Here is an 11545-nt window from a genome sequence, read left to right as displayed (position 1 = left end):
CGAGATGATCTTCGGCTTCGCGTTCGCGTTGTCGGCGATGTTCTGGCTCGGCGCGGTGATCTACTGGATCGAGAGCTTTTTCTTCGCGCTCGACGGCTTGCGTCTGTTGCTGCTGCCGCTCGCGGCCGTCGCCGCCATCCTGCCGCTCGTGTTCGGCGGCGTGCGCGTGCTGCCTTACGCCGCGGCGCCGATGTTCAAGCTGCATTTCGTCATCGCCAACGTCGCTTACGGGCTGTTCGCGATCGCGGCGCTGCACGCCGTGCTGATGCTCGCCGTCGAGCGTCGTCTGCACGCGCTCAAGGGCGCGGGCTTTCAGCGCAACGCGAGCAACAAAGGCGGCGGCTGGCTGTCGAACTGGATCGAGACGCTGCCGCCGCTGCTGACGATGGAGAAGCTGCTGTTCCGTCTGATCGGCGCGGGCTTCGTGCTGCTCACGGCCACGCTCGTTTCGGGCATCGTGTTCAGCGAGCAGTTGATCGACCGTCCGCTGTCGCTCGATCACAAGACGGTGTTCGCGTTCCTGTCGTGGCTGATGTTCGGCGCGCTGCTCACCGCGCGCAAGATTTCCGGCTGGCGCGGACGCTCGGCGCTGCGCTGGGTGATCGCGTCGTTCGTCGCGCTGCTGCTCGCGTATGTGGGCAGTCGTTTTGTGTTCGAGGTGCTGCTGCATCGTCCGGTCGTTTGATCGCGAGCGCTGCGCTTCGAGGTGTTCCGTTGTGATTTCGTTGCCGCGCCTGTCCGTTATTGCACGTGAATTGCTCGCGATTTGCACGCGAGTCGTGCACGGAGCGGCGCACTGAAACCAGACTGATTCCATGAGACAGATTTTTCTTCTGATTCTGCTGTTCGTCGTCGGGCAGTCGTTCGTCAAGGCGCTGCGCCGTGCGCAGATGCAGTCGCCGCAGTCACGTGCGGGCGCCGATCCGCGTCAGGCGGGTCCGTTCGGCGCGCAAGGCGCTAGCGGTACGCAAGGTTCGAACGGTGCCGCGGGTGCCGCTGGTGCCAGGCGTGCGAACGGCCAGGGCGCGCTGCCCGAGCCGATGGTGCGTTGCGCCGAGTGCGGCGTGCACGCGCCGCGCAGCGAGTCGGTGAACGTGGGTGCGCAGTCGTTCTGCAGCGCCGAACACGCGCGTGTCTACGACGCGCGCAAGTCCGGCCAGGACCGCGCGGCGCGATGAGTCGTCACGCGCAGTCTGCTGCTTCGTCCGTGTTCTCGATCGATGCGCAGGGTTGGGCCGATGGCGCGCAGCGCCTGCCGTCGCCGAATTTCGAAGCGCGTCCGGACGGCGCGACGCCGACGCTCATCGTCGTGCACAACATCAGTCTGCCGCCCGACACGTTCGGCGGTCCCGAGATCGCCGACCTCTTCCTCAATCGCCTCGACTGCGACGCGCATCCGTACTTCGATACGCATCTGCGCGGCGTGCGCGTCTCGGCGCATTTCGTGATCCATCGCGACGGGACGCTCGAGCAATTCGTCTCGTGCGACGAGCGCGCGTGGCACGCGGGCCTCTCCAGCTTCTTCGGCCGCGAGCGCTGCAACGACTTCTCGATCGGCATCGAACTCGAAGGCAGCGACACGCAGCCGTTCGAACCCGCGCAATACGCCACGCTCGCGCCGCTCGTGCGCGCGATCGCGGCGCGCTATCCGATCGACGCGCTCGCCGGGCATTCGGACATCGCGCCGGGCCGCAAGACCGACCCCGGTCCGCATTTCGACTGGGCGCGATTGCAGCGCGAGACGCAACTGGGCGACGCGTTCTTTCCCTATCTGCACGCGCGGACCTGACGCGTTACCGGCGACCAGGACGTTGTCAGCGTCGTCTTGACGCACCAAAGCGCAACTAACCAGGAAGTGCCGGCGATGCGCTAACCGCTGCTTCGCGTACGGACTTTCCGGCGTGGAGAAAAGCGCGTTTCGCCCGAATGCCCGCGCCGTCTGGGCTGCGCGCCGAAGCCTTCTTTGTCAATACACCCGCCGTGAAATTTAGCCGTTGCACGTCCGGCAAGTTCCACTATACTTCGTACCCGAAGCACGGCTTTACACCATATGTTGTGTTGTTCCGCGGCGCCCCGCTCTCCGAGCACGGCGCCGCACGCATTAGCGGCATAGGAAAAGAACTTTGTGCGGTGCAGTCGGGCGAGAACCGGCGCACCGGCTGTAATCGAGAGAAAAGGTACAGCCAATGATCGCGGCATCCACGATGAAGACCGTAACGCTCTGTGGTTCATCAGCATTGCCGCATCCGGCAGCCTCGCCAGGCTGGCTTTTTGTCTCCGCCCATTCGTCCGCGCACACGGGGGCGCGGCGCCCGTATTAATTCGCGAAATCCTTCGCATATTTCCAGGACCAGGAGCTTTGCACATGCAAACGACCGATAACGTCTCGACCCGGTATGAAGGCGCGCCCGCCGCGCACACGCTGGGTGGTCAGCCGCAGGACGGCCAGGCCAGCGCGACGCAGTTCGCCGACCACAAGATCATTCGCCGTAACGGCAGTGTCGTGGGCTTCGAGCCGTCGAAGATCGCCATCGCGATGACCAAGGCGTTCCTGGCCGTCAATGGCGGGCAGGGCGCGGCGTCGGCGCGCGTTCGCGAACTCGTCGAACAGCTCACGCAGAACGTGGTGCGCGCGCTGGTGCGCAGCCGCCCGAACGGCGGCACGTTCCACATCGAAGACATTCAGGATCAGGTCGAACTCGCGCTGATGCGCGGCGGCGAGCACAACGTCGCGCGCGCCTACGTGCTGTATCGCGAGAAGCGCAACCAGGAACGCGCACACGCGCCGGAAACGGCAGCGCCCGCAGCGCCTGGCATCAACGTCACCGACAACGGCGTGACGCGTCCGCTCGACATGCACGCACTGCGCGCGCTGATCGTCTCGTCCTGCGAAGGTCTGGGCGACGCCGTGAACGCCGACCCGATCGTCGCGGAAACGGTGAAGAACCTGTACGACGGCGTGCCGATGACGCAGGTATACGACTCCGCCATCCTGGCCGCACGCACGATGATCGAAAAGGACCCGGCGTACAGCCAGGTCACGTCGCGCATCCTGCTGCACACGATCCGTCGCGAAATTCTGGAAGAAGAAGTGACGCAAGCCGAAATGGCCGTGCGTTACGCCGACTACTTCCCGCAGTTCATCAAGCGCGGCGTCGAAGCCGGCCTGCTCGACGACAAGCTCCAGCAGTTCGACCTCAAGCGTCTGGGCAATGCGCTGAACGCGAACCGCGATCTGCAGTTCGGCTACCTCGGCCTGCAGACGCTGTACGACCGCTACTTCCTGCACGTGCACGGCACGCGCATCGAAATGCCGCAGGCATTCTTCATGCGCGTCGCGATGGGCCTGTCGCTCAACGAGATCGACCGTGAAGCGCGCGCGATCGAGTTCTACAACGTGCTCTCGTCGTTCGACTTCATGTCGTCGACGCCGACGCTGTTCAACTCGGGCACGCACCGCTCGCAGCTCTCGTCGTGCTACCTGACGACGGTCGCCGACGACCTCGACGGCATCTACGAAGCACTGAAGGACAACGCGCTGCTCTCGAAGTTCGCGGGCGGTCTGGGCAACGACTGGACGCGCGTGCGTGCACTCGGTTCGCACATCAAGGGCACGAACGGCAAGTCGCAAGGCGTGGTCCCGTTCCTGAAGGTCGTGAACGACACGGCCGTCGCGGTGAACCAGGGCGGCAAGCGCAAGGGCGCGGTCTGCGCGTACCTGGAATCGTGGCACCTGGACATCGAAGAATTCCTCGAGCTGCGCAAGAACACCGGCGACGATCGCCGCCGCACCCACGACATGAACACGGCGAACTGGATTCCCGATCTGTTCATGAAGCGCGTGATGGAAGGCGGTGACTGGACGCTGTTCTCGCCGTCGACCTGCCCGGATCTGCACGACCTGTTCGGCGCGGAATTCGAAAAGGCTTACGTCGCTTACGAAGAGAAGGCCGCACGCGGCGAGATCAAGCTGTTCAAGAAGCTGCCGGCTGCGCAACTGTGGCGCAAGATGCTGGGCATGCTGTTTGAAACGGGCCACCCGTGGATCACGTTCAAGGATCCGTGCAACGTGCGTTCGCCGCAGCAGCACGTGGGCGTCGTCCACTCGTCGAACCTGTGCACGGAAATCACGCTGAACACCAGCGACAGCGAAATCGCCGTCTGTAACCTGGGCTCGGTGAACCTCGTCGCGCACATGATCGAACAGGCCGACGGCACGTTCGCGCTCGACCACGAGAAGCTCAAGCGCACCATCAGCGTCGCGATGCGCATGCTCGACAACGTCATCGACATCAACTACTACGCGGTGTCGAAGGCGCGCAACTCGAACCTGAAGCACCGTCCGGTGGGCATGGGCATCATGGGCTTCCAGGACTGCCTGCACGTTCTGCGCACGCCGTTTGCTTCCCAGGAGGCCGTGGAGTTCGCCGACCGCTCGATGGAAGCCGTCTGCTACTACGCGTACTGGGCGTCGACGGAGCTGGCAGCCGAGCGCGGCCGCTACTCGACCTACCGCGGCTCGCTGTGGGATCGCGGCATCCTCCCGCAAGACACGCTCAAGCTGCTCGAGGAAGCACGCGGCGGTTACGTCGAAGTCGACACGAGCGAATCGATGGACTGGACGTCGCTGCGCGAGCGCATCGCGACGCACGGCATGCGCAATTCGAACTGCATCGCGATCGCGCCGACCGCGACCATCTCGAACATCATCGGCGTGTCGCCGTGTATCGAGCCGACGTTCCAGAACCTCTACGTGAAGTCGAACCTCTCGGGCGAATTCACGGTGGTGAACGACTACCTCGTGCGTGACCTGAAGTCGCGCGGCCTGTGGGACGAAGTCATGGTCGCCGACCTGAAGTACTTCGACGGCATGCTCTCGCGCATCGACCGTGTGCCGGCCGACCTGCGCGCGGTCTACGCGACGGCGTTCGAAGTCGATCCGACGTGGCTCGTCGAAGCGGCGTCGCGTCGTCAGAAGTGGATCGACCAGGCGCAGTCGCTGAACATCTTCATGGCGGGCGCATCGGGCAAGAAGCTCGACGAGATCTACAAGCTCGCATGGGTGCGCGGTCTGAAGACGACGTACTACCTGCGCACGATGGCGGCGACGCACGTCGAGAAGTCGACGGTTGCGCACGGCGCGCTCAACGCAGTGCCGACGGGCGGTTCGAACGGCGGCGGTGCAGCTGGCGGCGCGAACGGCGGTGCGGGTTTCGGCGCGGCCGGCGGCAACGGCGGTTCGACGGTGATGCAGGCAGCGCCTGAAGCCGCCGTCGAAGCGGCGCCCGAAGCAGAAGGTCCGGTGTGCATGATGCGTCCGGGCGATGCGGGCTTCGAAGAGTGCGAGGCTTGCCAGTAATCGCGATGTGCGTGGCGGCAGCGCAACGGTGCTGCCACGCGTCACGCGTCACACGCAGTGCATCGACGGAATGAGTCGGCGGCGTGCAGCGAGTACAGACAGTAAACAGTAGTCGATGCCGTCGTCGATGCAAGTCGATACAGATAGAAGATGCAGGCGCGGCGCGCGCAACGCGCGTCGCCAGGTTCAGGTGGTGGAAAAAAGGCTTCAGGAATCCCTGGGGTTTCGCCTGAACGCGAAACAGGTCGCGCGAGCCAGAACGCAGCGCGCGGCGCAGCGAGCGACAGACCCACGCAGGCAGCGATGCCCGCAGCGCAGTTGCAGGTCTGTCGAAGCAGCAGCGAGCGAGTCGTGAAGCACGTTCGCAGCACGCAGTCGAAAGCATCGTGAACACGATGCGAAGCGCGCGCGGCGAACCACGTTTTCACACACGCTCTCGATGTCGCGAAGACCCTCGAAGCCAATCGCACGTGCGATGTTCGAGCGACGAATACGCGATGCATCCGCACCGCTCACACGCCGCGATCGACACGATGCGATGACAAAGTGTTGTATCGAGGTCGCAACGCGAATCGAAAACAGGATTTTTCGTGTGCGAACCCTTTTATCGCGCATGAAAAGATGGTACAAACCGTTCTAAATTGATGGTGACATTTATGCTCAACTGGGATGACGAGAACACGGCCGTAACTCCGTCGAGCGGTGCGCAGCAGAACGCAATGCGCAACCCCGCTGGCCTGGCTGTCTCTGTTCCTGAAGCGCAGTCCGCACTGCACTTCACTCCTCAGTCTTCTTCGGCGACCAACATCTTCTCCGCCGACTTCGCCGCAGCACCGCCGCCGCAGGCGCCGGTCTCGACCGAAGCCCGCGTGAATGTCGCCGACAAGCGCATCATCAACGGTCAGACCGACGTGAATCAGTTGGTCCCGTTCAAGTACAAGTGGGCCTGGGAAAAGTACCTGGCCGGTTGTGCGAATCACTGGATGCCGCAGGAAGTGAACATGTCGCGCGACATCGCCCTGTGGAAAGACCCGAATGGTCTGACCGAGGACGAGCGCCGCATCGTGAAGCGCAACCTCGGCTTCTTCGTGACTGCCGACTCCCTCGCCGCCAACAACATCGTGCTCGGTACCTACCGGCACATCACGGCGCCCGAATGCCGCCAGTTCCTGCTGCGCCAGGCGTTCGAAGAGGCGATCCATACGCACGCGTACCAGTACATCGTCGAATCGCTCGGTCTGGACGAAGGCGAGATCTTCAATGCGTACCACGAGGTCAAGTCGATCCGCGACAAGGACGAGTTCCTGATCCCGTTCATCACCACGCTGACGGATCCCGCGTTCACGACCGGTACGCTCGAATCCGACCAGACGCTGCTCAAGTCGCTGATCGTGTTCGCCTGCATCATGGAAGGTCTGTTCTTCTATGTGGGCTTCACGCAGATCCTCGCGCTTGGCCGTCAGAACAAGATGACCGGCGCCGCCGAGCAGTATCAGTACATCCTGCGCGACGAGTCGATGCACTGCAACTTCGGTATCGACCTGATCAACCAGATCAAGCTCGAGAACCCGCAGTTGTGGACGCCGGCGTTCCGCGCGGAGATCACTGAACTGTTCAAGCAGGCAGTCGAACTCGAATACCGCTACGCAGAAGACACCATGCCGCGCGGCGTGCTGGGCCTGAACGCATCGATGTTCAAGAGCTATCTGCGCTTCATCTGCAATCGCCGTTGCCAGCAGATCGGTCTGGACGCGCTTTTCCCGAACGAAGAGAACCCGTTCCCGTGGATGAGCGAGATGATCGATTTGAAGAAGGAACGCAACTTCTTCGAGACGCGCGTGATCGAATATCAGACGGGCGGTGCGTTGTCCTGGGAGTAATCCGGGCGCACTGCGGCAGTCAGTCTATTGGGGTGGCCGGAGGCCTCGTGCGAGGCCTCGACCGGCATGATGATTAGGAGCAGGAACGCCTGATGCAAAGCGTGCCCGGAGCCCTGGCGGCTCAACTACGTGCAAGGCACTTTGCGAACCCTTCAGAGGGATGGGCAAACTTCCCCCCGGAAAACGGCGTGGGCCATGTGGCCGGCGCCTTCAACGAACGTTGCCCGGTGTCGGTAGCCGACGCCGGAAAGACTTGGCGCACTGTGTTTTTCAGCACGGTGCGCCTTACCGCATTCATTAGCGTAAGCGCGCGGGATCAGCGTACGCCGATGAATAGCCCGCTTCGAAGCGTGCGCCCTGAGAAGCGTTCGCGGGAAGCGGGTTTTGACGAAGGGTGTAGTTTGAACTGACTCTCATCTGAACCTGAAGGAGAAAAAAATGGCAACTGCCAAGAAGAAGCCGGCGGCCAAGAAAGCCGCAGTGAAGAAGGTTGCAGCAAAGAAGGCAGCACCGGCGAAGAAGGCCGCTGTGAAGAAGGTTGCGGTCAAGAAGGTTGCAGCCAAGAAAGTCGCCGTGAAGAAGGTTGCTGCGAAGAAGGCAGCGCCGGCGAAGAAGGCCGCAGCAAAGAAGGTTGCAGCCAAGAAGGTCGCCGTGAAGAAGGTTGCTGCGAAGAAGGCAGCACCGGCGAAGAAGGCCGCAGCGAAGAAGGTCGCAACGAAGAAGGTTGCAGCCAAGAAAGTCGCCGTGAAGAAGGTTGCTGCGAAGAAGGCAGCACCGGCGAAGAAGGCCGCAGCGAAGAAGGTTGCAGCCAAGAAAGTCGCGGTGAAGAAGGTCGCAGCGAAGAAGGCTGTTGCCAAGAAGGCGCCGGCGAAGAAGGCCGCTGCCAAGAAGGCTGCGCCTGCGAAGAAGGCTGCTGCCAAGAAGGCTGCGCCTGCGAAGAAGGCTGCCGCGAAGAAGGCTGCCAAGAAGGCGCCTGCGAAGGCTGCCGCTGCTGCGCCTGCTGCACAATCGGCTGCGCCCGCTGCAACCGTGAAGACGGCACTGAACCCGGCAGCGGCCTGGCCGTTCCCGACGGGCAGCCGTCCGTAAGCAGTAGTAGTACGAGTCGAAGCGCGCGCGGGTCAGCAAGAACGCGCGCTTCGTTGATCGAGCGCCGCCGTGCGCGTCGTGCGTTTTGCACGATCGCCGGCGGTGAGCAAGACTCGATCCCGATCCCGTCGACGGAACATTCGCGACGGGATTTTTTTCGTCCGCGTTTTTTGCGAATGGAGCCGCGCCGCTGCGTTTCGCGCGCGCATGAAAAAAGGCGCATGCACAGGGGAGCACATGCGCCTGAGGTTCCGCAACGAGCACAAGGCATCGTGCGGTACAGGGGAAACCGGTCAATCAGTCCGTGATCGGACTGGCGCGCGGCGCGCGCCGAACAACTGAAGCGTTAGTGCGTCACGCGCGTCACGCCGCCGCTCGAGAGCAGACGCACACGGTCGCCGGCCTGGAAGATCTCGCCCGTGGCCGACTGCGTGATGGCGCGATAGTCGCCGTTATCCAGACGAACGGTGATCTCGAGGCCATTGTGCATGGCCACGCCGTTTTCGACCGCATTGCCGGCCACCGCGCCCGCGATACCGCCGATGATGCCCGTGACGATCGAGCCGCGACCACCGCCGATCGCGCTGCCCGCCACGGCGCCGAGCGCGCCGCCGCCGACTGCGCCCAGACCGCTGGGCTGACCATTGTTCGAGCTGATCTTCACGGCACGCACGCTTTCCACCGTAGCCATGCGCACCGTGGATTCACGCTGCGCCTGCGAGGCGGTGTAGACGTCGGCGGAACTGCTGTTATACGCGCAACCCGTCATGGCGAGCGAACCCGCGACCATGGCGGCCACAATCAGACGACTTGTTGTTCTCATTTCCCGTAGCTCCAATGAGCGCCGCCCTTGCGGCGCCCGACATCATTGCGGCAGTTCGTAGCCGAATGCCGCCTTGAAACGTTCGTTGATCTGCGCCCGCGTGGGCGCGTAGTTCTGCGGCCCCTGGTGTTCGATCTTGAGCGCGCCCATCAGGCTCGCGAGACGCCCGGTGGTCGCCCAGCCGAGCTTGTTCTCGATGCCGTAGAGGAGGCCGCCGCGGAACGCGTCGCCGCAACCGGTCGGATCGAGTACCTGCTGCGCCTGCACCGGAGGAATCTCTTCGATGCTGCCGCCGTGGTAGATCTGCGAGCCGTGTTCGCCGCGCGTGACGATCAGCGCGTCGACCTTGCTGGCGATCTCTTCGAACGACCAGCCGGTGCGATGACTCACAAGGTTGGCTTCGTAGTCGTTGACCGCAACATAGGTCGCAAGTTCAATCGCGCGACGCAGAGACGCACCATCGAACAGCGGCAGGCCCTGGCCCGGATCAAAGACAAACGGGATGCCTGCCTTGGCGAATTGCTCGACGTGCTGGACCATGCCGTCGAAACCGTCCGGCGCGACGATGCCGAGCTTGACGCCCGGCGCCTCGTCGGCGCGGTTCAAATGCGATTGCATCATCGCGCCCGGGTGGAACGCGGTGATCTGGTTGTTCTCGAGATCGGTGGTGATCATCGCCTGCGCCGACCACGTGTCGGGCAGCACGCGCACGTGCGCCTTGTTCAGGCCGAGCGTGTCGAGGCGGTCGATATACGGTTGCGCGTCGGCGCCGCCGAGCGTCGCCATGATGCGCGCGTCGCCGCCCAGCAGATGCAGCGAGTAGGCGATGTTGCCCGCGCAGCCGCCGAATTCGCGCCGCATCGTCGGCACGAGGAAGCTCACGTTCAGGATGTGCACCTGCTCGGGCAGGATGTGCTCCCGGAAGCGACCTTCGAAGGTCATGATGTTGTCGTAGGCGAGCGAGCCGCAGATCAGCGTAGCCAAGGCGGGAATTCCTGTAGTGCGTGGTGTGGAAGGGGCGGCGCGTTTGCAGATGATGGCACGTCATCGCATGTCATCGCAGGTCAAGGCGCGTGCGTGCCTGACGCCTGACTTCGCGGCCGGCGCGCGCAGCGTCCCGACGCATCGGGATCGCGCTGCGCGCACGGCGCGCTCAGGCTCGCGGCAGGCCCGTCACGGGCGCGCCGCCGCCGGGGATTACTTCAGTGCGGCGAGCGCGGCGTCGTAGTTCGGCTCGTTCTTGATTTCGCTGACGCGCTCGGCGTAGACGACATTGTCGTTCGCGTCGAGCACGACCACGGCGCGCGCCGTGAGGCCGGTCAGCGGGCCGCTCGTGACGTCCACGCCGTAGGCTTGGGCGAATTCGTGGCCGCGGAACGTCGACGCCGTGACGACGTTTTCGATGCCTTCGGTCGTGCAGAAGCGCGTGGCGGCGAACGGCAGGTCGCCCGAGATCACCAGCACGGCCGTGTTGTCGAGCTTTGCGGCGGCTTCGTTGAACTTGCGCGTGGAGGTGGCGCAGGTCGGCGTGTCGAGGCTCGGCACGATGTTCAGCACCTTGCGCTTGCCGGCGAAATCGGCGAGCGAGACGGGCTTCAGATCCTTGCCGACGAGCGAGAACGCCGGAGCCTTCTGGCCGGGCGCCGGGAACGTGCCGGCGACGTCGATCGGGTTACCGCCTAGCGTGACTTGACTCATGATGTGCTCTCCGGATTTTGACTGTAGTGGTGAGTGGCGCGTCCGGCTGGACCGGACGCAAGGTGCGCGCGCCCGCGCAAAGGGCAGGCGCTGACGCGTGAATTACGGGTAGAAAATTTCGATGCGGAAATTCGATGCGACGACATTGCCGGTATCGAGGCGCACGATCATGGTCTGCGTGCTGTGCGCGGGCAGACCGGCTTCGATGCGCGTACCCGGCGCGGCATAGTCCTGCGGCCACAGCACGCGCCGCAAGACGACGTTGTTCTGGCGATCGAGCAGCGTGAGTTCGAGCGCGGGGTAGGCGAGCGCAATGTCGAAGCGGTTGCGCAGCGGCACCTTCAGTTCGAGATGATGCGGGTCGTCCACCTGACGCAGATCGGACTGCTGCACTTCGAGTCCGTCGATATCGCGCGGCGGGGTGATGCGGCAGCCGAGCTGCGCACAGGCCTGCTGATACAGCGGCTGCGAAGCGGGGAAGTACACCATCACGCTTTCGCGCTGCCACCAGAGCAATTGCGCGGCGAGCCCGACGAGCAGCAGAAGCGCGACCAGCGCGCCGACGATACGCCAGCCGATGCGGCGCGGCGGATGCGCGGGCGCTTCACGTGTGACGGCGAACGGCTCGCTGCCGTCCCGCGGTTCGAGTGCGGAGAAGGCGGGTGCGGCAGCGGCGCCGGCCGAACCCGCCGGTTC

At 63.9% G+C, this 11545-nt stretch carries 11 protein-coding genes; 7 read left to right on the top strand and 4 right to left on the bottom strand.

Annotation, left to right across the window (positions count from 1 at the left end):
• From ccsA to G3N97_RS31165, 7 genes are all read left to right on the top strand, one after another.
• The coding region (gene ccsA, locus G3N97_RS31190; protein ID WP_205996803.1) for a cytochrome c biogenesis protein CcsA at positions 1–685 on the top strand (685 nt) is incomplete at its 5' end.
• A gap of 130 nt (positions 686–815) precedes the next feature.
• The gene (locus G3N97_RS31185; RefSeq protein WP_205996802.1) at positions 816–1178 is read left to right on the top strand and encodes a PP0621 family protein; all 363 of its coding nucleotides are present in this window, start codon (positions 816–818) and stop codon (positions 1176–1178) included.
• Positions 1175–1789 carry a 1,6-anhydro-N-acetylmuramyl-L-alanine amidase AmpD gene (gene ampD / locus G3N97_RS31180; protein WP_205996801.1) on the top strand — a complete coding sequence of 205 codons (615 nt, stop codon included), beginning with the start codon at positions 1175–1177 and terminating at the stop codon, positions 1787–1789. The genes G3N97_RS31185 and ampD overlap by 4 nt, the downstream gene beginning before the upstream one ends.
• Positions 1790–2365: 576 nt before the next feature.
• A complete protein-coding gene (locus G3N97_RS31175; RefSeq protein ID WP_205996800.1) occupies positions 2366–5359 on the top strand; it encodes a ribonucleoside-diphosphate reductase subunit alpha in 2994 nt (997 codons plus the stop codon).
• 656 nt (positions 5360–6015) lie between these two features.
• Entirely contained in the window at positions 6016–7239 is a 1224-nt protein-coding gene (locus tag G3N97_RS31170; RefSeq protein WP_205996799.1) for a ribonucleotide-diphosphate reductase subunit beta, read from the top strand.
• Between the two features lie 92 nt (positions 7240–7331).
• Positions 7332–7649, top strand: a complete 318-nt coding sequence (locus G3N97_RS39715) for a hypothetical protein (RefSeq protein ID WP_074987378.1) — start codon at positions 7332–7334, stop codon at positions 7647–7649.
• Positions 7650–7677: 28 nt separating this feature from the next.
• Complete coding sequence (locus G3N97_RS31165) at positions 7678–8328, top strand: histone H1-like DNA-binding protein (RefSeq protein ID WP_205996798.1); 651 nt, start codon at positions 7678–7680, stop codon at positions 8326–8328.
• A gap of 346 nt (positions 8329–8674) precedes the next feature.
• On the opposite strand, the gene G3N97_RS31160 is transcribed toward G3N97_RS31165, so the two are convergent.
• The 4 genes from G3N97_RS31160 to G3N97_RS31145 form a co-directional block, all read right to left on the bottom strand.
• Positions 8675–9151, bottom strand: coding sequence for a glycine zipper 2TM domain-containing protein (locus tag G3N97_RS31160; protein WP_065060396.1), 477 nt, complete (start codon positions 9149–9151; stop codon positions 8675–8677).
• A gap of 42 nt (positions 9152–9193) precedes the next feature.
• Positions 9194–10135: a carbohydrate kinase family protein gene (locus G3N97_RS31155; RefSeq protein ID WP_065060395.1), complete on the bottom strand. Its 942-nt coding sequence runs from the start codon at positions 10133–10135 to the stop codon at positions 9194–9196.
• Positions 10136–10348: 213 nt separating this feature from the next.
• Positions 10349–10849 carry a thiol peroxidase gene (gene tpx, locus G3N97_RS31150; protein ID WP_065060394.1) on the bottom strand — a complete coding sequence of 167 codons (501 nt, stop codon included), beginning with the start codon at positions 10847–10849 and terminating at the stop codon, positions 10349–10351.
• A 102-nt stretch (positions 10850–10951) separates the two neighbouring features.
• Positions 10952–11545, bottom strand: a 594-nt coding sequence (locus G3N97_RS31145; protein ID WP_205996797.1) for a DUF3426 domain-containing protein, incomplete at its 5' end; no start/stop codon positions are given.

The organism is Paraburkholderia sp. Ac-20347, assembly GCF_017104805.1.
Taxonomy (GTDB): domain Bacteria; phylum Pseudomonadota; class Gammaproteobacteria; order Burkholderiales; family Burkholderiaceae; genus Paraburkholderia; species Paraburkholderia tropica.
The sequence above is the reverse complement of the archived record's forward strand: the minus strand, read 5'-3'. Positions and strand labels throughout refer to the sequence as shown.